This is a genomic window from Ornithinimicrobium ciconiae, from assembly GCF_007197575.1.
Lineage (GTDB): Bacteria > Actinomycetota > Actinomycetes > Actinomycetales > Dermatophilaceae > Ornithinicoccus > Ornithinicoccus ciconiae.
This window is the reverse complement of record NZ_CP041616.1, coordinates 2,185,799-2,209,902: the sequence shown is the minus strand read 5'-3', so window position 1 is coordinate 2,209,902 and position 24,104 is coordinate 2,185,799. Positions and strand designations below refer to the sequence as shown.

Sequence of the window (24,104 nt, the reverse complement as noted above, 5' to 3'; positions counted from 1 at the left end):
TCCGAGAGCCGGACTCCAGGAGTTCCGTGACGACGTGGGCGACCCTGCGCGCGACTGAGCAGCTGACTCGCCCGGACCCAGACAGGGATCGACTCACGTGCAGGTTCATCGACCGCCTGCCGACTGCCCAGCACGCCACCCCGACCCGCCTGCCGTCCCTTGCTCCATCACTGACGGACGTCACGCCTCGACCGTCAGCCGATCTGGCCGATCCGCGCGACGCGACGACCCAACACGACGACCGCCAGGCTGAGTGCCAGAACCACCTGAAAGGACACACCTGGTGCACTCGGTGAAATTGGTGGCAGAAAAGTGACTCCCTGAGGGCTGCTCGTCCGCATTTGGTGGGTGTGATGACGTTGCACAAGCTCGCTGCCGGGAGCGGGTACACGTACCTGACGCAGCAGGTCGCTGCCCACGACGCCACCGAGGGCCGGCAGGCTGGCCTCGCCTCCTACTACGAGGAGAAGGGTGAGTCGCCCGGGCGTTGGCTGGGCACCGGTCTGCCCGGACTGGACCTTGCCGAGGGTGACGTGGTGACCGAGGAGCAGATGAAGCTGCTGTTCGGTCAGGGCCGCCACCCGCGCTCCGACGAGCCGGAGGCGGCAGCGAAGGGGAGGGCGGCCGAACAGCTCCGTCGGTCACGGTCCACCCGCGCTGACGAGAACGAGTAGCGCCTCGGACAAACATCCGGATCTGCCGCAGGTCGTCTCGACTGCCGGATGCTGAATCTCGCCGAATAGGAGTCTTGCCCAACGCGGAGCGGCGGCGCGCGAGTGTCTCTTCTCTGCCCTGCCTCCCGCATGTGAACGCGGCAGCGTCTGCACTCTCACGACCGGACGGCCTCACCGACTGATCTAGATGCCGACAGTGCCGTCGATCGCCTCTCTGATCAGGTCGGCATGGCCCAGGTGACGGCCGTGCTCCTGCACGAGGTGCAACAGGACCCACCGCAGCGAACAGGGTTCTCCGTATGGCATCTCGTGGGACAGTGCCTCCAGGCTCGGTGCCCCACCGACGATACGTTCGGTGAGCCGCTGCGTCTCCGTGAGCGAGTCGAACAGCACCTGCGGCGTCTCCCCGGCAGTGGTCCGAAGGCTCCAGCCGTCCCACCCCTCCTGCCGCTGCGTTTCCCAGGCTGGCGAGTCATCGCCCCCGGCGAACGTCATCTGCACCCACGAGAACTCCACGACCGCCAGGTGCTTGAGCAGGCCCCCGAGCGACAGCGCGCTGGGGACATGCTCGAACGCGAGTTGTTCTGCTATCAGGCCCGAGCATTTCCAGCGAAGCGTGTCCCGCTGGAATGCAAGCATCCCCAGCAGCATGGTCTTCTCATCAGCCACCAACGGCGTCTGAGCGCGGTCCGTAGGATCGAAGATCGTCATCACCGCCCAACCGTAGGTGCGACCGCACTCAACCGCCGCGCTGAGGACGCTAGTCGCGACACGCTACTAGTGTCCCGCGCCGGTAGTTCGTTGTAGAAGTCTGCCGAGGGAGTCGAGGATCTGTTCGGCGGTTTTGGTCCAGATGAATGGCTTGGGGTCTTCGTTCCAGGCCTTGACCCACTTGCGGATATCGCCCTCGAGGGCCTGGACGCTGCGGTGGTCAGAACGCTGGAGCAGGTCGGCAGTGACGTAGGCGAAGAACCGCTCGACCTGGTTCAGCCATGAGGAGTAGGTCGGGGTGAAGTGCATGTGGAAGCGGGGGTGGGCTGCCAGCCACTTCTTGATGCTGGGGTGCTTGTGGGTGCCGTAGTTGTCACAGACCAGGTGCACCTCCAGCTCGGCCGGGACCTGGTCGTCGATCTTGGCCAGGAACTTCTTGAACTCGATCGCGCGGTGCTTGCGGTGCAGGGAGGAGATCACGGTGCCATCGGCGGTGTTGAACGCCGCGAACAGGGACGTGGTGCCATGTCGGACATAGTCGTGAGTGCGCTTCTCGGGCATACCGGGCATCATCGGAAACGCCGGTTGAGACCGGGCCAAGGCCTGCACCTGTGACTTCTCGTCCACGCACAGCACCACCGCGGCCTCGGGCGGGTTCAGGTAGAGGCCGACCACGTCGTAGACCTTCTCCACGAACAGCGGGTCGTTGGACAGTTTGAACCCGTCTTCGCGGTGTGGTTGGAGGTCGAAGGCCCGCCAGATCCGCCCGATGGTGGACTTGGACAGCCCGCTGCGCTGGGCCATCTTCGCCCGCGACCAGTGCGTCGCGTTGAGCGGCGTGGATTCCAGGGTGGCCACCACGACGTCCTCGATCTGCTCAGCGCTGATGGTGGGAGGGCGACCCGGGCGAGCCTCATCCGACAGGCCGTCCAACCGGTGCTCAACGAACCGGGTCCGCCACTTGCCGACCGTCGGTGCCGACACCTTCTCCAGCGCCGCGACCTCCTTGTTCGTCAACCCCTCGGCGCACCCCAACACGATCCGCGAGCGCAACGCCAACGCCTGTGAAGACTTGCGCCTGCGCGCCCAGCGCAGCAGCTGTGCACGCTCCTCCTCGGTCAGCTCCAGCGGGGCCTTGGGGCGTCCGGTACGACTCATACCCCATTCTACGATTTATGTAACGAATTAACGGCGCGACACACTAGTGACGATGGCTATACCGTTGGTGAAGTATCGGCCACAGAGCGAACCGCGAACGGGGATGCACTCGCTGACCTGCACCGTTCCCGTTGGGTTCCCTTGCGGAACGCTTAACCCGCCCGTAAGGCGTGCGTGCGAGTCACCCACACCGTCTCGGCGTCGGCGTCGGCCTCGCGAATCGCAGTTGTGGTGGGGTCGTCAGGGGTCAACTCGCCACGCAGCATGATAGCCGCGACAAGGCAGCAGGCCACGAACACTGCGGCACCCACGGCGACCGGAATCGCCAGGTCGATCACGCCCAGGAGCCCGCCGAGCGCTGACCCGGCGGCAAGCCCCAGTAGGCCGAGCACGCGCGCAGCGCCGCCGACGCGTCCCAGCAGGTTGTCCGGGACGAGCCGCTGCCGCAGCGCTAGTGAGCAGATGTTCCAGATGACTGCGTGCAGGATGTACAACGCCAAGAGCACGCCGGCGATGATCGGATCTGTCGTGAGAGCAAGACCCCCGAGCGTCAGCGCCCCCAGCAGCAGACTGGCCGCGATCGTCCACCGGTACCCGAGGCGCTTACGGAGCCGGGACGCGAGGAACGAGCCGAGCAGCCCGCCGAGGGCCGAGAAGGCCAGCAGCAGCCCGTAGCCGCTGCCGTTCAGCCCGAGACGCTCCTGGGCGTATAGCACGAGGATTGAGAAGGGCAGCATGTAGCCGACACTCGCGAGTGCTCCGATGAGCGCCAGGCTCCCGACGACGCGGTGGCGCGCCAGCCATGCGATGCCCTCGCGCGCCTCGGCGTACACCGAGCGTCGAGCAGCAGGCGCGTCACCGGGCGGCCGCCACGAGCGCCGGATCGGCAACGCGAGGGCAACCAGCCCCGCCACGGCCCACAGCCCGCCCATCGCGAAGACGGGCGCAGCCGCCGCGAACGCGAACAGGAAGCCACCGAGTGGCGGGCCGGCGAACTCGTCGGAGACGAGCTGCGCAGCCGCGACCCGCCCGTTCGCGGAGTCGAGTCGTTCGCGGTCGACCAGGGAAGGCAGGATGGCGACTGCGGCGCTGTCGGCCACGCTCTCCAGCGTCCCGACCACGGCCATCGTCACGTACAGGATGACCAGCGAGGAGACGCCGAATTGAATGGTCAGCGCCAGTCCCAACAAGGCGACACCTCGCAGCAGATTGGCAGCGACGATCAGGGTGCGGCGGTCGAACCGGTCTACCCAGACGCCGATCGGCAGGGCGACCAGCAGACGGACCAGGGCATAGAGCGTGGCCAGTCCCGCGACGAGACGCGGATCGTCGGTCATTGAGGCCGTGAGCAGCGGCATCGACACGAAGGCGAGGCCATCGGCCAGGTTCGACAGGGCGTTCGCGCTCCACAGCACGCCAAATCCGCGACCGAGTGGCATCCGGGCAGTCTATTTGCGACGGCAGTTGGTTGATGACCAGGGCGGGGCTGGTCGGTAGACGATCCAGTTCCGGAGACCACATCGTGAGGCAGACGCGAATCCCGACGTGCTTAGCCAAACCAATGCTCAGTCGAACCGTCGAAGGCGACATATCGACTGAGACCTCCGAGTGTGACTATGCATGCACTGGGAGACCTCTCTAACGTCCGGACATGCCGCGCCGAGGGCGGCTACACGCGGTTTCTCCCAGCACCGCGGCGCCGCTCAGGCTTCGAGCGCAGCGACGGGAACCGGTGTCGCCAGCGGTGTGTCTGGCGGCTTGGCCGTTATGGTTCAGTACGCGTTTCATCGTGGAGGTGAGGGAATGACTGGAGGCGGCGCAGATCCTGGCGACTCTGAGAGCGCGACGACGATGAGGCGGGGTATCGGTCATACTTTCGTGGTCACAGGGGCGCTGGCTCTAGCGCTGGCTTCCTGCGCCCGCGCGGACCTGGATGCCCACGAGAGTGGGAGGTCGGGGGCCACCTCGGCCCCTGTTCAGGACCCTTCGCCGTCGGGGCAGGCTGAGATACCTTCGCCGGAGCAGCAGGCGAAGATCGATGCCTACCTGGTGGAGCTAGCGCAGGTTTACGGAGTGAGCGACCCCACAGAGGTGGCCATGGTCAGGATGGTTTCGGCATTCGAGTGGGAGCAGATCCAGGCCGACTGCATGCGGGAGGCGGGCTTCCCGATGGAGGCCGACGTCCCCGCGGAACAGGTAGAGGCCGTGCGCCTGGCGACGTACACCTGCAACGCTCAGTACCCGTCAATCCCGACCAGAACCTGGGTAACGTCTCCGACGAGCAGAAGAAGAAGGCCTACGACTACTTGACCGGCACCCTCGTCACCTGCCTGACCAGTGAAGGCTACTCGATCAGCGACATCCCCTCCGAGCAGTACTTCATCGAGGACTGGGACAGGTCTGGCCCCTGGACCCCGTACGACCACATCAGCTCGGAGCTGTCCCAGGAAGAGTTCCAGCGGCTCGACCAGAAGTGTCCGATGAACCCCCTGGCCGAGCTCCTCTGGGAAGAGTAGACGCGCCAAACTCAAAGGCCACGCTCAATTCAGGTGTCGACCCCGAGGCACTACACGCTCATGCCGCGGATCGCTAACGTTGGCGTCATGTCTGAAGTCGTGACCCCAAAGCAGTTGGCCGAGGAGCTCGGTGTCTCCGACAGGACCATCCGGCAGTGGCTGAGGAACCAAGGTTGGCAGTCAGTCCCGTACACACGCTGGCAGCTCACGGCTGAGCAGGCTGCGAGGGTGCGGGCCCACTTCCGGCCGTAGTTGCCGCTGACCATCTATCCGACTCTGCCGCTCTGCGGACGCGGTAGCGTCCGACATTGCCGCTGTCGTCGCGTAGCGTCCGCCCATGCCGCGCCGAGCGTGGCCGGGGCTTCTACAGCGACCGGGAGGCGCGGAAGCCCGCGCCCGGTCGGAGGTGGACTCCGAGGGACTTACGGGCAAGTGTTGCCCTCGGGGAGCCGCGCGAGGAGCCAGTCCATGTGCTGCGTGGAGGCGACGATCTGGTCATCCTCCCCGCCGAGCGGGTACAGGGTGAGCTCTTCGCCGTCTTCCACGTCCCAGGGCCCCTCCCGGTCGGCAAGCCGCCAGGTCGAGCCGTCGAGCGGGCCGAGGGTCGGGACTTCGCACCCCGGGTCGTCGCGGTAGACGTAGCGCACCGCCTCGTCGCCGTGGAGCGCGTCGCCGTCCGTGACGAGTGGGGGCTCGGCAGGTATGACCAGCGTCGGGTCCAGGTGCAACTGATCGTCGGTAGCCGTGCTGCCGGGAGTGGACAGGTCGACATCGACGACGGTGCGCTCGTCCGCGGTGCCGGGATAGGGATCGCGGGCTTCAAGTTGCACGTGGAAGGGCCCTTCCGGCAGCTGCTGCCGCTCTACCGCCACGACGAAGGAGTGCGGGTTGGCGTCGGCCGGGCAGCCGTACACCGAGTTCGGGACTACCAGGTCCGCGTGCAGCAGATCTCCCTCGACGACCACGCCGTCCATCCGGACCGGGCACCCGCTCCCGTAGACCGCGCCGAACCACACGGCGATCTCGCTGTCCCAGTCAACGGTCGAGGGCTCGCCCTCGAGGCCGGCCAGCGCCCACAGCCGGTCCAGCTGCGCATCCGTCGTCGCGACCCCCGAGCGGTAGGCCTCGCCTGTCTCGTCCTCTCCGAGGAGACGCCAGCCTTCGCCGGCGAGCGGCTGATCCTTCTCCTTCGGTGCCTCATCGGCGGGGATTCCCTCGACGCAGAGGGGGCGTCCGGCGAACTGGGCCAGGACCTCCTTGGCCTCCGGTGTGATCACCCCGAGGCTGATCTCGGCCACGCCGTGGTGCGGCATCAGCGCGGTGCCGCCGGTGCGCACGCCGGCCTGGTCCAGGGCAGCATTGACCTCGGTGGCGAGCGACTGCAGCTCGCCGACGGTCCAGGGCACATCCACGACCACGATCCCCTCGCCGGGCCAGCGCTGGGCGACCTGCTGAGACATGGCCTCGACGTCGGCGTCCTTGACCCAGACCGTGACCCACCCGTTGCGCTCCCGGTCCAGCCCGAGCTCGACGAAGCCCGGCTGCCCGGCCGCCCACTCGTGGACCTCCTGGACCAGTTCGTCGGCGTTGCCGTAGACCGGTTCGTCCCGGTAGAGCGACTCGTCGGCCCGAAATTGGGGCACGTCGGCGCACGCCGGGAAGCCGGCGATGCCCCCCGTCGTGGTGGTGGGGGTTCCGTCTGGCGCGTCCCCCGGCCCTGCCCCCGTCTGCGTCCCACAGGCGCTCACCAGCAGCAAGCCCGTCAGGAGCGCGCCAGCCCCCACACGACCAGGGGTCCGCAACCCACGTGGTGCTGACCATGTCTGTCTCACCCGCACCTCCTTGTGGAGTCCAGTGTGCTGCGGGGAGCCACCCCGTGGGTCACGACCAGGTCACGGTTTGCGCAAGCGGCCCAAACGGCCTGTCCGTGTCGCGCTGGCTGATGCGAGATGCTCGCCTCACCCAGGGTCCTCAGGCGTCCCCGGCATTGACCCCGGTCGGTGCAACCATGAAGGAGCTGGTCGAGAGGCGAAGAACGACACCATGCGTTGGGATCATCGGCGAGCAGTTGAGCAGGAGTATCTGGTCATACCGCGGCCGACAACAACCAGGTGTCATCCGACACGTATCCGACACGCCGCAGAAAGAAGATTGCGGTCTGACCAACGTTTCCGCTGGTCAGACCGCAATAAATGTTGGTGGACGTGAAGGGACTCGAACCCCTGACCTCTCGCGTGTGAAGCGAGCGCTCTAACCAGCTGAGCTACACGTCCTGATGCGGCCGATACCTTAACCCGGCGCAGCCAGCCCAGCATAATCCGAGCCGGTGGCCGCCTGAGCAGGCACCCCAGCGTGAGAACAGGGCCGGTGCCGGCGGCTCAGGGATCCATCCGCTCCTGCCCGAGCCGGGCGAAGATCTCGGCAGCGCGCGCGGTGACCGGGCCGGGCTCGGTGCCCAGTTCGCGGTCGGCGAGATCCGCTGCGGGGAGCTCCCCGGCGAGGGTCTGCTGGGCGGGCACGATGCGGATCGTCCCGATGGCCTGGACGTCGCGGGTGCTGGAGGTCAGGAAGGCCTCGTCGGCCTCGGCCAGGACCGACAGCGGCAGGGCCTCCTCCCGGACCTCGAGACCCTCCTCACGGCACCACTCGATGGTCAGGGCACGGGTGATGCCGGCCAGGGGCCCAGCCTCCAGCGGGGGGGTCCAGATCACCCCGTCGCGGATGACGAAGACGTTGGAGCCGGTGCCCTCGCACAGCTGCCCCGTGCCATTGGCGAACAGCGCCTCGGTCCCGCCGACTGACTTGGCGGCGGCCAGGGCGACGACGTTCTCGGCATACGAGGTGGTCTTCAGCCCGACGGTGGCGGCGCGCTCGTTGCGGATCCACGGCACGACGGCCACGGTCGTCACGGGGGCCGGACGGGGCATCTCCCCCGCGGTCACGATGTAGGTCATCGGGCTGTCCAGCCGGTCCGAACCGAGCGGCCCCGCCCCGCCGGTGATCGTGTAACGCAGCCGGCCGAACGCGATGGGTCCGTCGGACAGGACGGCTGCGATGCCCTCGTCCACCCGGGCCCGGTCGAGCGTCGACAGACCCAGTCCCGCCAGCGAACGATCCATGCGGTCGTGGTGTCGCGTCCGGGCGAAGACCTGCCCGTCCACGATCTTGGCCGTCTCAAAGACCCCGTCACCGACGGTCACGCCGTGATCCAGCGCAGCGATCGCCGGCCCCTCGTCCACGCGCTGCCCGTCAACCCACACCCTGATCGCATCTGCACTCATGCTGCACAGGATGTCACGCCTCAGTCATCCTCCGGCAGAGCCAGCCGATAGGTTCGTCCTGTGACCACGAGTCTGTATCTGGCCTCAGCCGAGTCCCGCTCCGGCAAGTCCGCCGTAGCCCTGGGGATCCTGGAGCAACTGACCCGGCTGGGTGGTCGGGTCGGCGTCTTCCGTCCGATCGTCCAGGGCGACGTGCCCGACCCCCTGCTGGGCCTGCTCCTCCCCCGGGCGACCTCCCCGCTGGGAGCCGACGAGGCGTTGGGGGTGACCTACGACCGGGTGCACGCCGACCCGGAGGCGGCCATCGGCGAGGTGGTGCAACGCTTCCACCTGTACGCCGAGGAGCACGACAACGTCCTCGTCGTCGGCTCCGACTTCACCGACATCCCCGGGCCGACGGAGTTCTCGGTCAACGCCTCGGTCGCGGCCAACATCGGGGCCCCGATGATGCTCGTGGTCCCAGCGATCAACCGGGCCCCCGAGGACGTGCTGACTGCCGCACAGCTCAACGTCCACGAGGCGCACATCCGCCACGCAGAGGTGCTGGCCGTGATCGCCAACCGGGTCGCCGAGGACCTGGTCGAGCAGACCCGGTCGGTGATGGTGGACGGTCTGCCGGACACCGCGTCATACGTCCTGCCGACCAACGCCATCCTGGCCGCACCCACGGTCCGCGACCTGATGCTGGCCATCGGCGGGGAACTCTTCCTCGGCGACGAGTCACTCCTGGACCAGGAGGCGATGGACCTCATCGTGGCCGGCATGACCATGCCCAACGTCCTGGAGCGACTCACCGATGGGGCGGTGGTGATCTGTCCCGCCGACCGCGAGGAGGTCCTCATCGCCACCCTGCAGGCACACCGGGCCAGCACCTTCCCGGCCCTGTCCGGCATCATCCTCAACGGCGGCTTCCCGCTGAGCCCGCAGGTGCACCGCCTGGTGGAGGGCCTGGACGTCCAGCTGCCCGCGGTGACCACCTCGCACGGGACCTTCACCACCGCCACCCTCAGCCACGGCGCGCGCCCCCGCATCCAACCCGGGTCGCACCGCAAGATCGACGAGGCGATCGGGGCCGTCGCGGCGAGCCTGGACGTCGCCGAGCTCCTCCCCCAGGCGACCACGCGCGCCTCCGGGATCGTCACCCCCCTGATGTTTGAGCACCGGCTGACGGAGTGGGCTCGGGAGGCCGACTCCACCGTGGTGCTGCCCGAGGGCTCGGAGGAGCGCATCCTGCGGGCCGCGGACCAGCTACTGGCCCGTGGGATTGCCCGCCTGACCCTGCTGGGGGTGGAGGAGGAGATCCGGGCCCGGGCCACCGAGCTGGGGTTGCGCCTCGATGCGGCGACCGTCGTCGATCCGCAGACGGACCCGCGCCGTGCAGCCTTCGCCGAGCAGTATGCCGAGCTGCGTGCGCACCGCGGGGTGACCCTGGACCAGGCCAACGACACGGTGGTCGACCCCGCCTACTTCGGCACCCTGATGGTGCTCAACGGCGACGCCGACGGGATGGTCTCGGGCTCGATCACCACGACCGCCCACACCATCCGGCCGGCCCTGGAGGTGATCAAGACCGTCGACGCAGCCTCCGTGGTCTCCTCGGTCTTCTTCATGTGCCTGGCCGATCAGGTCCTGGTCTATGGCGACTGCGCCATCAACCCCGACCCGACCGCGGAGCAACTGGCCGAGATCGCCATCATCTCTGCCCGGACCGCAGCCCAGTTCGGGGTCGAGCCGCGCGTGGCCATGCTGTCCTACTCCACCGGCGGCTCGGGCACGGGCGCCGACGTGGACAAGGTGCGTCGGGCGACCGAGCTGGTGCGTCAGCAGGCGCCCGACCTGTCCGTTGAGGGGCCGATCCAGTATGACGCCGCCGTCGATGCCGCCGTCGCCGCCACCAAGCTCAAGGACTCCACGGTGGCCGGCCGGGCGACCGTGCTGATCTTCCCGGACCTCAACACCGGCAACAACACCTACAAGGCGGTGCAGCGCAGTGCCAGCGCGGTCGCGATCGGGCCGGTCCTGCAGGGACTGCGCATGCCGGTCAACGACCTGTCCCGCGGGGCGACGGTGCGCGACATCATCAACACGGTCGCGATCACCGCGATCCAGGCCAAGGAGACGCGATGAGTATGCCGGGAGCCCAGGACGAGACACCTGTCACCGGTGGTGCGGGAGATGTCAGCGAGGGCCCGGTCCTGGTGATCAACGCCGGTTCCTCCTCGCTGAAGTATCAGCTGGTGCTCGCCGGGTCCGGGGAGTCGTTGGCCACCGGGCTGATCGAACGGATCGGGCTCGACCAAGGACGGGCACGGCATACGGTCGATGGGCGCGAGCACGTCCTGGAGCAGGAGATCACGGACCACGCGGCGGCCTTCGCGGTGCTCACGGCGCAGTTCGCGGAGCACGGTCCGGACCTGGCCCAGGCCTCGCCCGTCGCGGTCGGCCACCGGGTGGTGCACGGGGGCGCGAAGTTCGCCTCCACCGTGCTGATCGACGACGACGTGCTCGAGACGCTGCGCCGTCTGGTCCCCCTGGCTCCGCTGCACAATCCCGGCAATATCGCCGGCATCGAGACGGCATTGCAGACCTTCCCGGACCTGCCGCAGGTCGCCGTCTTCGACACCGCCTTCCACCAGACGATGCCGCCGGCGGCCTACACCTACGCGGTCCCGCTGTCCTGGCGACAGACCTTCAACATCCGCGCCTACGGCTTCCACGGGACCTCCCACGCCTATGTCGCACGACGCACGGCCGGGCTGCTCGGCAAGTCCGTCGAGGACACCAATGTCGTTGTCCTGCACCTGGGCAACGGCGCCAGCGCGTGCGCCGTGCAGGGCGGCCAGAGCGTCGACACCTCGATGGGGCTGAGTCCCCTGGGCGGACTCGTCATGGGCACCCGGCCCGGCGACCTCGACCCCGGGCTGCCGGCGCACATGTCGCGGGTCAGCGGGATGACGCTGCCGGAGTTCGACCACGCGCTCAACAAGGAGTCGGGTCTCAAGGCGCTGGCGGGCGATAGCGACTTCCGCGAGGTCATGCAGCGGCGGGCCGCAGGTGACCCTGGGGCCGAGTTGGCGTTTGACGTGGTGGTCCACCGACTGGTGCGGCACCTGGGTGCCCTGGCGCTGGTGCTCGGCCGGATCGATGCCATCGCGTTCACGGCCGGGATCGGTGAGAACACGCCCGAGCTGCGCGCCGCGGTGCTTGAGCGGGCGGCGCTCCTCGGTGTCGAGGTCGACGTCAGCGCCAACGAGTCTGCGTCCGGCGAGACCCGGATCAGCACGGCAGACAGCGCGGTCGCAGCCTTCGTGGTCCCGACCAACGAGGAGTGGGAGATCGCCCGGGAGGCGACCCAGCTGCTCGCCGGCACCTGATCCCCTGCTCCGAGGCATCCCCCGACCAAACCCATTGACGCCGGTGCCGTGCCGGAGGACATTGGAGTGCAGGAGCCGTGCAGTGACCCCATGAGGGGAGGTCGCGATGACATCGACCGCCGTCCGTGCCGGCCATCGGCTGATCACGGGCGTGTGTGCCCTCCTCCTGGCGGCCTGTGCTGGCACGCCGACGGTCACCGACGGCTCGTCGCCGGGGCCACCGTCCACCGAGCCGGTCACGACCTCGACCGAGTCCTCTGAGGATCCCACCACCGAGACCTTTGACAATCCGGAGACCGAGGACCCCGACGTGACCGAGGACGCGGAGGCCGGCAACGGCGGTGTCAACGTGGAGCTGCCTGGCCTGCCGATCGGCGGCAACGCAGAGGTCGACCCGACAGACCCGACATGGCGGTGCGCCGTGGTCAACTGGACCGGCTCGCCCGAGCAGCCACCGGCCGAGGTGAACGTGACGCTGACGGCCCTGGCTGTGGCGCCGGCCGGGGTCTACGAAATCATCGACGGCGGGTGCTCGGACCTCGGTCCGTGTCTGGACCGACCGGGTGTGCTCACCGGTGGGCAGTGTGCCGTGGCGGTTCGTCAGGTCTCTGCCAGTCCCGGCCACCAGGGGGAACTGCGCGTGACCACCGGGACCATCTCGTGCGCGGCCGAGGCCGTGGCCCTCTGCGAGCAGTTCCAGGTGGACCTCGCGGAGAACGGCGCCACGCTGCCGGGCGTCACCTGGTCCGACGCACTGACCGAGTGGCCCGTGACGAACGACGACGACGGCACCGACGACGATGGCACAGACGACGATGGCACAGACGACGACGGCACCGACGAGAACGGCACCGACGAGAACGGCACCGACGAGAACGGCACTCCCGGGGACGGCTCCGACGGGGGCGCCACGACCGAGGGCCCATGACCGAGCCCGCTCCGGCCTCCCCGTCTGCGTTTGACCAGCTCAGCCGGTGGTTGGGCGTCGGCACGAGCGTGATCGCCCCGGTCACCCTGCTCACCACGCTGCTGTTCTACTTCGGCTATGTCTCCTCCCGCGCCGAGTACCGCTACTTCGGCCTCGACGTCGACACGATCGGTCTGTCCACCAACGACTTCGTGATGCGCAGCCCCCAGGTCCTCCTCGTCCCTCTCCTCGGCGTGTCCCTGACAGCGATAGCCCTGCTCCTGGTGCACGTCCGTCTGCGGCGTCACCCACCCTCCCCCGCAACCGTCGGGAGAGGTATGTCGCTCGCTCTGGTCCTCATCGCCGCGGGCCTGGTCCTGGTGCTGGGCCACGCCTGGTTCGGTCGATGGTCGCTGTATGCGTTGGTCACTCCCCTGCTCATCGGCGTCGGCACCGCGATCCTGGCCTATGCCTTCTGGATGCCGTCCGCCCCGGCGTGGCTGCGCCGCTCCCATGATGACCGGGCACGCTGGGTCCGACCCGGCGTGACCGCCCTGGCCCTGGTGGTCGTAGCCACCAGCATGTTCTGGGCCACCGCAACGCTGGCCGAGTGGTCAGGGCGGGGCATCGCTCTGCAGACTGCCCGCCACCTCGACGAGTTGCCGGCGGTCATCCTGGACTCCAGCGAACGGCTCTACCTCACGGACGGCATCGTCGAGGAGACGGCCCTGCCGGGAGGGGCGTTCCCCTTCCGTTACCGCGGTCTGCGCCTGCTCATCCAGGGCGAGACCCACATGTTCCTGGTCCCTGACCGGTGGTCGCCGAGCAACTCCACCCTGGCCGTCGCGACCGATGGCAGCGTGCGGGTGCAGTTCAGATTCGAGAACCAGCAGCCCTGACCGGTCGCGCACGTTGGCATGGACGCATTGGCATGGAAAGGGCCCGTGAGCTCCGCGCTGGTGCGCGGGGACGCGGTGGACGATACCGCGCCATACTCACAGGCCCCGGTGACTGAGTGGTTTTCGCGTCACCCGTCCGGGTTCTGGCCGCTGCCGAGGCAGGGAGGCCAGGCGAAGGCTGAGCTCAGCGCTCAGTCACCTCACGCGTCCGATAGATATTCACAGGTCGGACCACCTCCCTTCTCGTGTACCGAAACCGTACGTCGACCGCTCGAGCGGCACAAGGGGTTTTGCAGCGTTCAACCATCCTGTGTGCCCGCTCAGGTCTGCTGCCTGCGCGATGGACTACTCAGGCTTCCTGACGCGTGGGCAGGAAGACCGTCAGCAAGAGGTGTCGCAGCATGGCGATCAGGACCAGCAGCAGCACGGCAAACGCCAGCCAGAGCTCCACCGCACCGATCCACCCGACCAGCGGCAGCGCGTCGGCCTGGCCCAGGTAGATGCCGGCCACGGCATACATCCCCAGCGGGAAGACCATGCTCCACAGTGTCGCCTCGTAGCGCAGCGGCACCCGGTGGAACCAGTGGCGCCACACCCCGACGGCAAAGAGCACGGGGATGAGCCAGGTGGCGAAGGCCCAGAACATCACCGACAGGCCAGCCACCAGACCACGGGTCGCATCGACCATCGGAGCAGCTGCCATCTCCACGATGCGCGCCCCGGCGAGGACCGTGATCGCACAGGCCCCCATCGCCACCCAGTAGGGCGGGTTGAGGTCCTCCGGGCGCAGATCGTAGAGCAGCATCCGCAGCGCGACCAGCACGCCGGCCGCGACATAGAGGAAGACCCCGACCGACCAGGCGACAACCGCCAGGACGGACAGGCCCTGGGTGGCCGTCTCGCTGACTGGCTCCAGGGTGGCCGCGGCGACCGCCACGGACTGGCTGGCCACGACCCAGATGAACCACGTGCCATTGGCGTTGGCCACGACTGGGCGGGCGACCTTGCCGAGCACCGCGGTCCACGGGATGACATAGCCCATCACCAGCCACGCGACGGCCGTCAGGGTGAGGAAGACTGCCGTGATGCCGTGGTAGCCCTCCATGAACAGGCGCACGCCCAGGACGTTGGTCCCCGCGACGTAGGTGAAGTAGCCGAAGGCCCGCTTGGGATCGAGGAAGTCCTCCGCCATGGCGTGACGGAAACGGACGAAGCGCAGGATCGTCAGCAGACCCAGGATGACGAACGAGGCGAGACAGAGCCCCAGCAGGATCTGGGACAACATCTCGTAGCCCTCCAGCGCCAGCCCGACCGAGACGATGCCGCTGCCCATCACCAGGGCAAAGTAGCCCGGCGTCAGACCCTCGACGGCAACGTCGAACCGGCGCGCGAGGGAGGTGGTCACACCGTGACGCTAGCGGCCAGCGACCGCTGAGGCCAGCACCTGCGATAAGAACGAATCAGCGGAGCGAGGCCGCAGCTTCGGCGTCGTCCGGCATCACGTCCACGTCCCCGTCGGGGTAGGTGTCGACCCCGAGTTGGCGTTCCAGCTTGGCGCCTTCGACGTCCATCACCGGCAGGATCCGGTCCAGCCAGCGCGGGAGATACCAGGCCTTCTCGCCGAGCAGCGAGAGCACCGCCGGGGTCAGGGTCATCCGCACCAGGAAGGCGTCGACGAGGACACCCACGGCCAGGCCCATCCCGATCGGACGGACCATCGCCAGGTGAGCAAAGATGAAGCCGCCAAAGACCGAGATCATGATGATGGCTGCGGCGGTGACGACGCGAGCACTGTGGTTGAACCCGCTCACCACGGCCTGGCGGGCGTCCTCACCGTGCACGTGCGCCTCGCGCATCGCCGAGACCAGGAAGACCTGGTAGTCCATGGCCAGCCCGAAGAGCACGCCGATCAGCAGGATCGGCAGGAAGCTCAGGATCGGTCCCGGCTCGTGCACGCCGAAGATCGAGCTGCCCACACCCCACTGGTAAGTGGCCACGACGGCACCGAACGCGGCAGCGATGGAGAGCAGGAAGCCGCCCGTGGCCAGCAGCGGCACCAGCAGGGAGCGGAACACCAGCAGCAGGAGCACCAGGGAGAGTCCGACGACGACCAGCAGATAGACCGGCAGGGCCTGTGCCAGCTGCTCGGAGATGTCGATGTTGGCGACGGTCTGCCCGGTGAACCCCAGGGTGGCACCGTGCTCGGCCCCGATCAGCTCAGCCGAGTTGTCGAGGTTGCCGACCAGGTCCACGGTGACCTGCTCCGCGGGTCCGCCCTCAGGGACGATCTGGAAGACCAGGGTGGAGCGGTCGTCGCTGACGCCGATGGGCACCACGGACTGTGCGCCGGGGACGTTGGCGAGGTCCTCACCCAGCTCGACCTGGGCCTGCATGGCCGCCTGCTCGGTGTCCGCCAGCGGATCATCGAGCGAGGCGACCGCGATGATCGGCCCGTTGGCGCCGGCACCGAAGTGCTCCCGGGTCAGGTCATAGGCCGCATAACTGGTGGAGTCCTCGGGGTCCGAGGAGCCGTCCGGCAGGCCGAGTCGCAGGTCCAGCGCCGGGATCGCCATCAGCCCGACGATCACCAGCACCGCCGCGACGGCCGCCCACGGGCGACCCTGCACCCAGGCGGCCCAGCCACGGCCCTTCGGGCCCTCTGCCGTGCCATGACGGCTCAGCCCCTTGCGGCCCAAGACCCGGGTGCCCATGAGGGAGAGCAGCGCCGGGGTGAGGGTGATTGCCAGGAGCACGGCGACCAGCACCGTGCCGGCTGCCACCAAACCCATGACCCCGAGGAACGGGATGCCGGTGACAACCAGCGCGGCCAGCGCGATGAAGACGGTCATCCCGGCGAACACCACGGCGTTGCCCGAGGTGCCCGTGGCCAGGGCGATGGAGGCCTTGAGCTCCATGCCAGCCTGGAGCTGGGTGCGGTGCCGGTTGATCAGGAAGAGGGAGTAGTCGATGCCCACCGCCAGCCCGAGCATCAGCGCCAGGGCGGGGGTGGCGCTGTTCATGTCGACGAACTGGGTCAGGGCCATCGCCCCGCCGACGCCGACGCCCACCCCGACCATCGCCATGAGCAGCGGCAGTCCTGCGGCGAGCACGCCGCCCAGCATGATCAGCAGGACGATCGCGGCGACTGCGATGCCGATGGCCTCGGTGGCCCCGACGACGCTGGAGATGTCCTGGACGATGGACTGGGAGTAGTCGATGGTGACGCCCGTGCCCTCAAGTTGGCCACCCAGCTCCTGCAGCTGAGCGGTGACGTCAGGGTCCAGGGACGGACCGCCACCAAAGTCAAACTGCAGCTGGGACAGCGCGACCGTGCCGTCGTCGGAGACAAACTGCATGCCATTGCTGAGGTTGGCCATCCGCTCCCCCAGCGCCAGCTCCGCCTCACCGGCATCGAGTTCCGCCGCGCCGGCCTCCAGCTCCTGCCTCCCGGAGTCCAGCTCGGCCTGACCGGCCTCGAGCTGCTCCCTCGCCTCCGCGAGCTGCGCCTCGGCATCAGCCACCATCTCGGCCGGGAGGCCGTCCCGGTTCTCCTCGAGGGCAGCCAGCCCGCCCTCATACTGCGCCCAGCCGGCATCGAGCTCGGACTGGCCCGTCCGCAGCTCCTCCCACCCCGCGTTCAGGTCGGTGCGACCCTGCTGCAGCTGCTCGCGGGCCTGGGTGATCTGGTCGGCGGACCCGTCCATCTCGGCCTGCGTCTGGAAGGGGTCGGTGACGGCGGTGACGCCATCCATCTCCCGCCAGTCGGCGATCAGGTCGGCGACCGCCTGCTCCTCGTCATCGGAGAAGCCGCCCTCGCTGGTGAAGACGACGCTGCCCGAGGCTCCGGCCGCCTCCGGGAGTGCTGCCTCCAGATCCTGCAGCACCGCCTCGAAGCGGGACCCGGGGATGCTGAACTCATTGCTCAGCGGCTTCATTAGGGCCGCCGCGGCGGTGCCGGCCGCGACCATGACGAGGACCCAGGCAAGGATCGTGCGCCACGGGTGGTTGGCGCACCAGCGCCCAAGGCGGTGCAGGACGGAAGCCACAGGTGTTCCTCTCGGTGCCGGACCGGGGGGTCCGGATGGTCAATCGGTGTCGTATGTCGGGGGGCCGGGTCCTCATCGACCGCGGCGGGTGGTGCTGTGGTCAGGTGGTGTCGTCGGTGACCCAGCCGGTGGCAGCCAGTCGCAGGCCGCGGCGCAGGATCCGGTTGAACTCCTCGGCCGCCGACTCGTCGACGACCGCGACGGGGGTCTGCATCCAGAGACGTTCGGAGGCCTCGAAGATCGCCATCACAGTGCCCGCGAGGCTGGTGACCGCGAGGTCGTCCGCGCCGGGGGAACGCTGGCGCAGGACGTCCTCGAACCAGGTCTGGTGATAGCCCCAGATGTTGACCGCCACGGCGTGCCGCTCCAGGCCGGAGCACTTCACGGCGGCGATCCAGGAGAGCAGGACACGCGGGATGGGCTGGGATGCCAGGGCACGGTCCATCGCCACCAGGGGGTCCTCGTCGGCGGGCCGCTCCAGAAAGGCCTCGGCCATGCCCTCGATCGGCACCGACATGCCCTCGGCCAGTGCCGCCTCAAGGCTGGGGAAGTAGTTGAAGAAGGTGCGGCGCGAGACTCCGGCCGCTTCCGCGACGTCCTCGACGGTCATCGAGTCCAGGGATCCCTGTGCCAGCTGGCCGCGCAGCGCGTCCAGGAGCCGCTCGCGGGTGCGTGCCTTGTTGAGCTCCCGCCTGCTGGGCGTCGGCTCGTCCGCTGCGGAGGGTGCCCCGGCGGCGGCGGAGTCGGCGAGTGGCGTGGTCACCCCAGAACGGTATGACGTGATTTGCACTCAGTGCAAATCTGCACCCAGTGCAGCGGCGTGGTCTTGGTCACACCCTGGGACTCCGGGTGCTTGCGGCCGACCCGTGCCCCTACCCGGCCGCCCAGGCCAGGGCCAGCCGCCGGTGCCTGGGGCGGAAGGCATAGAGGCAGGCCAGACGCAGACGGGTCGCCTCGGCATAGGTCGCGAAGCGCTCCGGGGTCACCTCGAGCTCGCGGGCCACCGTGCGGACCGCCTGCTGGACAACCTCACCGTGACTGCGCGACCACAACCCCTGGTCCACGCGCAGGAGCGCGTGCACCCAGAGGTTGGCCAGGTCCAGGGCCGGCTCGGCCAGGGCGACGGTGTCGAAGTCGAGCACGCCCAGGCTGTCGCCATCAGCCAGGAGCTGTTTGTCGTGCAGGTCGCGGTGGCTGATGACCAGTTCCTGCGGCTCCTGGGTGACCAGGTTCGAGGTGACCTGCGCGGCGCGCGTCGTCACCAGCTGGCTGAGCTCGGTCGGCAGGGCCTCGAGCCGGGCCACCCGGTCGAGCCAGCGTCGCAGGTTCACCACCTCGTCATGGGCCGTGTGCCGGGGAAGGTCGTCCCGGACCAGGTCATCGGGCAGGTCGTCCGCATGACTGCGCCCGAGCCAGCCCTCGGCACCGGTCCCCCGGGCCAGGGTGACCCACTGGTCGGCCCAGCGCTGCCACCACCGGCTCCACTGCTGATGGGTGACGACGCCTCCGAGCTCGTGCAGGCTGCGCCCTGGGAGCACGCTGAAGCTCGCTGCCCCCCGGCTCGACTCCAGCACCTCGGGGGCGTCGAACCCGGCTCGCGCGGCGATCTGCTGACCCTGACGGGCGGCGGCCGCGATGGCAGGCCCGTCGTCCGGGCGGACCACCTTGACGAACCGGTCGGCCAGCCGCACGACGGCGCGTTTGCCATAGCGGTGCACGATCACGGTGCCGCCGTCGGCGACCGTGGCCAGGTCCGGCAGCTTGGGGTCCATCCCGTAGGGCGCCACCCTCGTGCGGGCGATCCGCCACCCCAGCCCGTCCGCCGGGACCAGGCGCAGCTCGATGGCGCGGGTGCGGCCCTGCTGGTCCGGGCCCTCGGCGAGCACGACCTCGGCGTCGTCACGGCGGGCTCGGGGCCAGGCGCGGGCGACGGTGATGAGGTCGCCGGCGTGGTCGATGGTGGAGGGCACCGGACCTGCGGTGACCGGATCGTCGATCTGGTGGGTGGGTGACATCAGCTCTCCTCCGGCTCGAGTCTGGGTGAACGCGCGGGCCTCATGCGAGGACCTCGCTGGCCTCGTGCAGTCTGTGGTCGATGCCAGGCCTCATGCGAGGACCTCGCTGGCCTGGTCCAGCCTGCGGTGGATGCCGTCCACCCAGTCGTGGTCCCCGGCCCGGAACGGCTCGAGAACCCGGCCGAGAAGGGCTCTGGCGGTCCAGGTCCGCACTCCCCTGCCATCGAGCTGGTGCCGGGCGGGCCCGCCGGTCTCCGCATAACCCTGCAGCAGGGCTGCGGTGAGCGGCAGTGCCTCCACCTGTGCTGTCGTCGACGGGTCCGGCGCCGTGGTGGCGAGCAGCTCGGCCGCCGCGAAGCTGCCCAGGTCGGCCATCAGCGGACCATGAGCAGCCCGGTCGAAGTCGGTCAGCCGCACGAGCTCCTCTCCTGCCCGACCCACCAGGACCTGGTCTGCGGAGAAGTCCCCGTGGATCAGCCCGGTCACCCAGGAGGTGTCCGTCACCAGAGCAGCCACCTCCGAGACCAGGGTGCGCAGGCGCCCGGCTGCGTTCGAGTCCAGTGCGGCGAGGTCCTGGACCAGGGCTGAGAGCGACCCGTGCAGGTCGGGGGTGTCAATCGGTGTGGGCTGCGCACCCTCGGTCAGGCTGACGGACGGCCCGACACCGTGCAGGCTGACGGACGGCCCGACACCGTGCAGGCGTGCCAGAGCGGCACCGGCCGCCCTGGCAGGCGTGTCCGACGCGACTGTTGGTTGTGTCTCTGCCAGATCCCCCTGGCCAAACCAGGGCCACGCACTGACGCGTCTGCTGCGGGCCAACGGGTGGGTCACGAGGGGCTCGACGACCGGGACGCCGGCAGCGGCGAGCGCGCCGAGCGCCGTGGACACATCCCGTTGCTTGCCGGCCGTCACCCGCAGGACCAGCGCGTCCCGCGGACCCTGTTGCCGTCGCAGGACGATGCGGCGCTGCGGGTTGTAGCGCAGGAGCGTCAGTCCACCGGTCTCCACGGCCTCGGTGATGGAGGGGTGGACCGAGCGCAGGGCGTCCATCCCCTTCTGCAGCCGGGGGTCCGTGTCGATGGTCCCGTGGGCGATGAGGAGCCCACCGGCCTCGAGCAGGTGCACCCGCTGCCCCCGCTGCTGGGCCAGCTCGACAGCCTTGCGGAGTTTGTCCAGGTGCGCTGGATGACTCGCCTGGATCCATCCTGGGGCCCCCTGACCGTTGCTCGCATCCAGCAGGACAGCGGTGGTGGACAGGCCCGGCTTGAACCGCAGTCGGGTGGCCCGCACCTGACGTCCGAGGATCTCAGAGAGGCGATCCTGGTCGATCAGGAGGTCGGCGCTGGCACGCTGGGCGGCCAGGTCGGCGCTGGCACGCTGGGCGGCCAGGTCGACGCTGGCACGCTGGACAGCCAGGTCGGCGCTGGCACGCTGGACAGCCAGGTCGGCGCTGGCACGCTGGGCGGCACTCGTGGTCTCAATCATGAACGCACCTGGTGCCCGGTCGATGCTAGGCCAACCGCCTGGTTCACCGGCAGGGGCTGCGTCTCGTCCGGCTCCGGGGTCGACTCGGTGAAGGCCGACCCCTCGGGGAGGATCCCCGAGGCCGGCCCGTCCCAGCGGACGCCGCCGTCCTCGATCCACACGATGCGGTCGCACTCACGCGCGGTCTGCTCATCGTGGGTCACCACGAAGGTGGTGCGGCCCTTGGTCAGCTGGTCGATCGCCTCGCGCACCGCCAGGGCGTTCTCCGCGTCCAGGCCAGCAGTCGCCTCGTCGAGAATGACCACCGGCGCATCGCGCAACATGGCCCGGGCGATCGCGATGCGCTGTCGCTGCCCACCTGACAGGGTCGAGCCGCGCTCACCGACCTGGGTGTCATAGCCCTGGGGCATGGCCAGGATGAACTCCTCGGCGCGGGCCAACCGGGCAGCCCGACGGATCTGCGCGTCCGTCGCGGTCAGGTCACCGTGGCGGATGTTGTCCGCGACAGATCCGGTGAAGAGCACCGACTCCTGCAGCACGACGGAGACCTGGGAGCGCAGTTCGGTCAGGTCCAGTGCCTTCAGGTCGACCCCGTCGAGGCGCACCGCGCCGCCACGCGGATCCATCATCCGGATCAGCAGGCTGGTCAGGGTCGACTTGCCAGCACCGGAGGGACCGACCACCGCCACGCGTTGACCGGGAGGGACGACGAGGTTGAGGTTGCTCAGCACCGGCGGGTTGTCGCCATAGCCGGCGGTGACCTGCTCGAAGCGCAACTCCCCCACGACCTGGCCGAGCCGCACGGGGTCCTGCGGGCTGGTGATCTCGGGCTCGAGGTCCAGCACGTCGGCCACCCGCTCACCCGAGGCCGCGGCACGGGCGATCCGGCCGGTGTACTTGGCCAGGTCACGCAACGGCTTCATCGCGGTCTTCAGATAGGTCAGGAAGAGGACCAGGTCGCCGGGAGTCATGACGCCCTGGGTGACGCGGTAGCCACCGAACAGGAGCACCGAGGCCGTCGCGGTGCCCACGAGCACGTCGGTGCTGCGCTCCAGTGCCGCAGCCAGCCGCCGTGCCTGGACCCCCTCCTTGAGCGACTTGCTGTTGCGGCCGCTGAACTGCTCCTCGAGGGCGCTCTCCAGACCGTAGGTCTGCACGACCCGCATGGCGCCGATGGTCTCCTGCGCGATGTTGGCGAGGTCACCCTCGGCCTTGCGGGTCTTGCGGGACGCCTTGGTGATCTTGGGACCGCTGGAACGGGTCAGCAGCACAAAGACCGAGGCCGCCACGATGAGGACCAGCGCCAGCAGCGGGTCGAGCCAGAACATGACAATGCTCATGGCCACCAGCGTGAAGAGGTTGACCAGCAACGGCATTCCGGCCGTCACCGCCACCTCCTGCAGGCGTCCGACGTCGGCGATCAGTCGCTGGACGAGGTCACCGCTGCGTGAGTTGGAGTGATACTCGGTCGACAGCTTGTTGACGTGCCGGAAGACCCGCTGGCGCAGTTGCACCGCGATGCGGGAGCCACCGAGTGCGAACGCGACCGTGGCCAGATAGTTGAAGATGGCGCGGAAGCCCACCAGCGCCACGGTCGCCAGGGCACAGGCCAGCAGCAGGCGCATGCTGGCCTGCGGACCGGACTGGTTCAGATCCGCCCCCAGGGATCGGGTGACGGCGTCGACGACGAACTTGACCGGCCACGGTTCAAGGACCCGGAAGACCACCTCGAGCATCAGCGCCAGGGCACCGCCGGCCAGCAGCGGAGCCTGCCCGCGCACGTGGGGGCGGACCAGCCCGAGCGTCCGGGACAGGGCGTGGCCATCAACCTTGGGAGACTTGACACTCATGCGGCCTCATGTCCCGCCGCAGCCGTGCCCGCGAGGATCAGGTCCAGGACGCGGTCCCAGGAGTGCCCGGCCACGACCATGTCGCGGCCAGCCACCCCGAGCGCACGGGCGCGCTGCGGATCGGCCACCAGGGCATCGATCGCGCGAGCCAACGACGCTGCGTCCGAGGGCTCGACGAGCAGGCCGTTCTCACCGTCGCGCACGATGGTCGGCACCTGGCCGACGCTCGAGGCGACGACGGGCAGCCCTGCCGCGGCGTATTCATAGATCTTCAACGGTGAGAAGTACTGGTCGGCCCCCTCGTCCATCACGGGGTAGGGCGCCACAGCCACGGCAGCACCCGCGAGGGCCGCGGGGACGTCACCAGGGGCCACAGCACCACGGAAGTCGACGGACAGGCCCAGTCGGGCGGCCTGCTCGGCCAGCGCGGGACCCTGGGGCCCGTCACCGACGATGCGGACCTGCCAGGGCTGTCGAGCCAGTGCTGCCGCGTCGAGCAGGACCTCGACCCCGTGCCAGGGCTTGAGCGTGCCGACGAAGAGGACGACCGGGTCGCCCTCGGTGCTCACGGCAGTCGGGACGATCCGGGTGGTGTTGACCCCGTTGGGGGTGACCCGGATCTTGTCGGCAGCTTCGGGGCAGTGCCCACGGACCCATTGGGCGACCGGCTCGGAGACGCACGCCACGACCGCTGCGGCAGCGACCTGGGTGCGCAGGGCGTGATGGGCAGCCTCGGCGTCGATCAGGTGCCGGTGGGTGGCCTGCTCGTCGATCAGCGGCGCGTTGACCTCCAGGACTCCTGGGATGCCGAGCGTCGTGGTGACCTCGGCCAGGGCTGTGGAGAACAGGGAGTAGCGCTCATAGGCCACGTCGACACCATCGGCGATGGCACGCGCCGCCATCTCGTGGGCCGCGGTGACCTGACGCTGCTCGCGTCGGGCCGTGCGCTCCTCACGGGGCAGCTCCTTGTCGGCCGCGCGGTCGGCTCTGCCGTCGACCGGCACATGGGTCACCGACAGGTCGGTCAGGTCAGCGGGGACGTGCTCGTCGGTGCGCGTGGTGTATAGGCGCACGGTGGCTCCTCGGTTGCGGAAGGCACGGATGATCTCCTGCACGTGGACCGAGGCGCCCTTGGTCCCGAAGGCGGGCACACCGGGATCGGCGGACAGATAGGCGACGCGAGTCATG

The 24,104-nt window shown here is 69.0% G+C and carries 20 protein-coding genes and 1 tRNA gene; 8 read left to right on the top strand and 13 right to left on the bottom strand.

What is annotated here, in order from left to right; all coding sequences use genetic code 11:
- Nucleotides 1-353 precede the first annotated feature (353 nt).
- Nucleotides 354-674 (top strand): relaxase domain-containing protein, encoded by a 321-nt coding sequence (locus tag FNH13_RS10060; RefSeq protein WP_143783310.1) that lies wholly within the window; start codon nucleotides 354-356, stop codon nucleotides 672-674.
- Nucleotides 675-857: 183 nt separating this feature from the next.
- On the opposite strand, the gene FNH13_RS10055 is transcribed toward FNH13_RS10060, so the two are convergent.
- From FNH13_RS10055 to FNH13_RS10045, 3 genes are all read right to left on the bottom strand, one after another.
- Nucleotides 858-1,385 carry a DinB family protein gene (locus FNH13_RS10055; protein ID WP_228266711.1) on the bottom strand — a complete coding sequence of 176 codons (528 nt, stop codon included), beginning with the start codon at nucleotides 1,383-1,385 and terminating at the stop codon, nucleotides 858-860.
- A 66-nt stretch (nucleotides 1,386-1,451) separates the two neighbouring features.
- Complete coding sequence (locus FNH13_RS10050) at nucleotides 1,452-2,543, bottom strand: IS630 family transposase (protein ID WP_143781828.1); 1,092 nt, start codon at nucleotides 2,541-2,543, stop codon at nucleotides 1,452-1,454.
- Nucleotides 2,544-2,695: 152 nt separating this feature from the next.
- A complete protein-coding gene (locus FNH13_RS10045) occupies nucleotides 2,696-3,982 on the bottom strand; it encodes an MFS transporter (protein WP_143783308.1) in 1,287 nt (428 codons plus the stop codon).
- Nucleotides 3,983-4,346: 364 nt separating this feature from the next.
- Here FNH13_RS10045 and FNH13_RS10040 point away from each other — a divergent pair, with 364 nt between their 5' ends.
- From FNH13_RS10040 to FNH13_RS19980, 3 genes are read left to right on the top strand one after another with little or no spacing between them, the layout of a single operon-like run.
- On the top strand, nucleotides 4,347-4,853 hold the full coding sequence (locus FNH13_RS10040) for a hypothetical protein (RefSeq protein WP_143783307.1): 507 nt from the start codon (nucleotides 4,347-4,349) through the stop codon (nucleotides 4,851-4,853).
- The gene (locus FNH13_RS10035; protein WP_143783306.1) at nucleotides 4,850-5,059 is read left to right on the top strand and encodes a hypothetical protein; all 210 of its coding nucleotides are present in this window, start codon (nucleotides 4,850-4,852) and stop codon (nucleotides 5,057-5,059) included. Before FNH13_RS10040 ends, FNH13_RS10035 begins: the two co-directional genes overlap by 4 nt.
- Before the next feature lie 60 nt (nucleotides 5,060-5,119).
- Nucleotides 5,120-5,311 (top strand): helix-turn-helix domain-containing protein, encoded by a 192-nt coding sequence (locus tag FNH13_RS19980; protein ID WP_407669884.1) that lies wholly within the window; start codon nucleotides 5,120-5,122, stop codon nucleotides 5,309-5,311.
- 170 nt (nucleotides 5,312-5,481) lie between these two features.
- Here FNH13_RS19980 and FNH13_RS10025 read toward each other — a convergent pair whose 3' ends face one another.
- From FNH13_RS10025 to FNH13_RS10015, 3 genes are all read right to left on the bottom strand, one after another.
- Nucleotides 5,482-6,702 carry a hypothetical protein gene (locus FNH13_RS10025; protein ID WP_143783304.1) on the bottom strand — a complete coding sequence of 407 codons (1,221 nt, stop codon included), beginning with the start codon at nucleotides 6,700-6,702 and terminating at the stop codon, nucleotides 5,482-5,484.
- Between the two features lie 553 nt (nucleotides 6,703-7,255).
- Nucleotides 7,256-7,332: transfer RNA gene (locus FNH13_RS10020), tRNA-Val, on the bottom strand.
- A gap of 105 nt (nucleotides 7,333-7,437) precedes the next feature.
- Nucleotides 7,438-8,340: an aminotransferase class IV gene (locus tag FNH13_RS10015; RefSeq protein ID WP_143783303.1), complete on the bottom strand. Its 903-nt coding sequence runs from the start codon at nucleotides 8,338-8,340 to the stop codon at nucleotides 7,438-7,440.
- A 60-nt stretch (nucleotides 8,341-8,400) separates the two neighbouring features.
- On the opposite strand from FNH13_RS10015, the gene pta reads away from it, so the two are divergent.
- The 4 genes from pta (at nucleotide 8,401) to FNH13_RS09995 (ending at nucleotide 13,520) form a co-directional block, all read left to right on the top strand.
- Nucleotides 8,401-10,467, top strand: a complete 2,067-nt coding sequence (gene pta / locus FNH13_RS10010) for a phosphate acetyltransferase (protein ID WP_143783302.1) — start codon at nucleotides 8,401-8,403, stop codon at nucleotides 10,465-10,467.
- On the top strand, nucleotides 10,464-11,714 hold the full coding sequence (locus FNH13_RS10005; RefSeq protein WP_228266342.1) for an acetate/propionate family kinase: 1,251 nt from the start codon (nucleotides 10,464-10,466) through the stop codon (nucleotides 11,712-11,714). The genes pta and FNH13_RS10005 overlap by 4 nt, the downstream gene beginning before the upstream one ends.
- A 106-nt stretch (nucleotides 11,715-11,820) precedes the next feature.
- A complete protein-coding gene (locus FNH13_RS19055; protein ID WP_165700080.1) occupies nucleotides 11,821-12,642 on the top strand; it encodes a hypothetical protein in 822 nt (273 codons plus the stop codon).
- Nucleotides 12,639-13,520, top strand: a complete 882-nt coding sequence (locus FNH13_RS09995; protein ID WP_143783301.1) for a hypothetical protein — start codon at nucleotides 12,639-12,641, stop codon at nucleotides 13,518-13,520. Before FNH13_RS19055 ends, FNH13_RS09995 begins: the two co-directional genes overlap by 4 nt.
- A 349-nt stretch (nucleotides 13,521-13,869) precedes the next feature.
- Here FNH13_RS09995 and FNH13_RS09990 read toward each other — a convergent pair whose 3' ends face one another.
- From FNH13_RS09990 to FNH13_RS09960, 7 genes are all read right to left on the bottom strand, one after another.
- Nucleotides 13,870-14,925 carry a tellurite resistance/C4-dicarboxylate transporter family protein gene (locus FNH13_RS09990; RefSeq protein WP_228266341.1) on the bottom strand — a complete coding sequence of 352 codons (1,056 nt, stop codon included), beginning with the start codon at nucleotides 14,923-14,925 and terminating at the stop codon, nucleotides 13,870-13,872.
- Nucleotides 14,926-14,980: 55 nt separating this feature from the next.
- On the bottom strand, nucleotides 14,981-17,566 hold the full coding sequence (locus FNH13_RS09985; RefSeq protein WP_143783300.1) for an MMPL family transporter: 2,586 nt from the start codon (nucleotides 17,564-17,566) through the stop codon (nucleotides 14,981-14,983).
- Nucleotides 17,567-17,666: 100 nt separating this feature from the next.
- Complete coding sequence (locus FNH13_RS09980; RefSeq protein WP_165700079.1) at nucleotides 17,667-18,329, bottom strand: TetR/AcrR family transcriptional regulator; 663 nt, start codon at nucleotides 18,327-18,329, stop codon at nucleotides 17,667-17,669.
- 109 nt (nucleotides 18,330-18,438) lie between these two features.
- Nucleotides 18,439-19,581 carry a hypothetical protein gene (locus FNH13_RS09975; RefSeq protein WP_143783298.1) on the bottom strand — a complete coding sequence of 381 codons (1,143 nt, stop codon included), beginning with the start codon at nucleotides 19,579-19,581 and terminating at the stop codon, nucleotides 18,439-18,441.
- Between the two features lie 90 nt (nucleotides 19,582-19,671).
- Nucleotides 19,672-21,066 (bottom strand): phosphotransferase, encoded by a 1,395-nt coding sequence (locus FNH13_RS09970; RefSeq protein WP_143783297.1) that lies wholly within the window; start codon nucleotides 21,064-21,066, stop codon nucleotides 19,672-19,674.
- The gene (locus FNH13_RS09965) at nucleotides 21,063-22,916 is read right to left on the bottom strand and encodes an ABC transporter ATP-binding protein (RefSeq protein WP_143783296.1); all 1,854 of its coding nucleotides are present in this window, start codon (nucleotides 22,914-22,916) and stop codon (nucleotides 21,063-21,065) included. The genes FNH13_RS09970 and FNH13_RS09965 overlap by 4 nt, the downstream gene beginning before the upstream one ends.
- Nucleotides 22,913-24,103 carry a glycosyltransferase family 4 protein gene (locus FNH13_RS09960; protein WP_143783295.1) on the bottom strand — a complete coding sequence of 397 codons (1,191 nt, stop codon included), beginning with the start codon at nucleotides 24,101-24,103 and terminating at the stop codon, nucleotides 22,913-22,915. The genes FNH13_RS09965 and FNH13_RS09960 overlap by 4 nt, the downstream gene beginning before the upstream one ends.
- Nucleotide 24,104 lies beyond the last annotated feature (1 nt).

Coding starts and splice junctions, on each gene's coding strand:
- FNH13_RS10060 (WP_143783310.1), top strand. CDS start 354: ATGACGTTGCACAAGCTCGCTGCCGGGAGCGGGTACACGTACCTGACG.
- FNH13_RS10055 (WP_228266711.1), bottom strand. CDS start 1,385: ATGACGATCTTCGATCCTACGGACCGCGCTCAGACGCCGTTGGTGGCT.
- FNH13_RS10050 (WP_143781828.1), bottom strand. CDS start 2,543: ATGAGTCGTACCGGACGCCCCAAGGCCCCGCTGGAGCTGACCGAGGAG.
- FNH13_RS10045 (WP_143783308.1), bottom strand. CDS start 3,982: ATGCCACTCGGTCGCGGATTTGGCGTGCTGTGGAGCGCGAACGCCCTG.
- FNH13_RS10040 (WP_143783307.1), top strand. CDS start 4,347: ATGACTGGAGGCGGCGCAGATCCTGGCGACTCTGAGAGCGCGACGACG.
- FNH13_RS19980 (WP_407669884.1), top strand. CDS start 5,120: ATGCCGCGGATCGCTAACGTTGGCGTCATGTCTGAAGTCGTGACCCCA.
- FNH13_RS10015 (WP_143783303.1), bottom strand. CDS start 8,340: ATGAGTGCAGATGCGATCAGGGTGTGGGTTGACGGGCAGCGCGTGGAC.
- FNH13_RS10005 (WP_228266342.1), top strand. CDS start 10,464: ATGAGTATGCCGGGAGCCCAGGACGAGACACCTGTCACCGGTGGTGCG.
- FNH13_RS19055 (WP_165700080.1), top strand. CDS start 11,821: ATGACATCGACCGCCGTCCGTGCCGGCCATCGGCTGATCACGGGCGTG.
- FNH13_RS09995 (WP_143783301.1), top strand. CDS start 12,639: ATGACCGAGCCCGCTCCGGCCTCCCCGTCTGCGTTTGACCAGCTCAGC.
- FNH13_RS09975 (WP_143783298.1), bottom strand. CDS start 19,581: ATGTCACCCACCCACCAGATCGACGATCCGGTCACCGCAGGTCCGGTG.
- FNH13_RS09970 (WP_143783297.1), bottom strand. CDS start 21,066: ATGATTGAGACCACGAGTGCCGCCCAGCGTGCCAGCGCCGACCTGGCT.
- FNH13_RS09965 (WP_143783296.1), bottom strand. CDS start 22,916: ATGAGTGTCAAGTCTCCCAAGGTTGATGGCCACGCCCTGTCCCGGACG.
- FNH13_RS09960 (WP_143783295.1), bottom strand. CDS start 24,103: ATGACTCGCGTCGCCTATCTGTCCGCCGATCCCGGTGTGCCCGCCTTC.